The sequence below is a fragment of the Vogesella perlucida genome (genome assembly GCF_979366545.1).
The window spans coordinates 1-256 of sequence record NZ_CEETRO010000076.1 but is presented as its reverse complement, the minus strand read 5'-3'; the positions used below and the strand labels follow the sequence as shown (position 1 = coordinate 256).

Annotated in this window: 1 rRNA gene; it reads left to right on the top strand. The window is 51.2% G+C overall.

Annotated features, from left to right (window positions below):
* A 23S ribosomal RNA gene (locus tag ACZ9XP_RS18005) occupies nt 1-256 on the top strand; the annotation flags it as partial.

The following is a 256-nucleotide window of genomic DNA, read 5'->3' as shown; positions in this document are numbered from 1 at the left end:
GAAATCAACCGAGATTCCGTAAGTAGTGGCGAGCGAACGCGGAAGAGCCTGTATGTGTTATGGATTGAGTTAGTGGAACGCTCTGGAAAGTGCGGCCATAGTGGGTGATAGCCCCGTACACGAAAACCCATTCCAAGAACTAAGCATACGACAAGTAGGGCGGGACACGCGAAATCCTGTCTGAATATGGGGGGACCATCCTCCAAGGCTAAATACTCGTGATCGACCGATAGTGAACCAGTACCGTGAGGGAAAG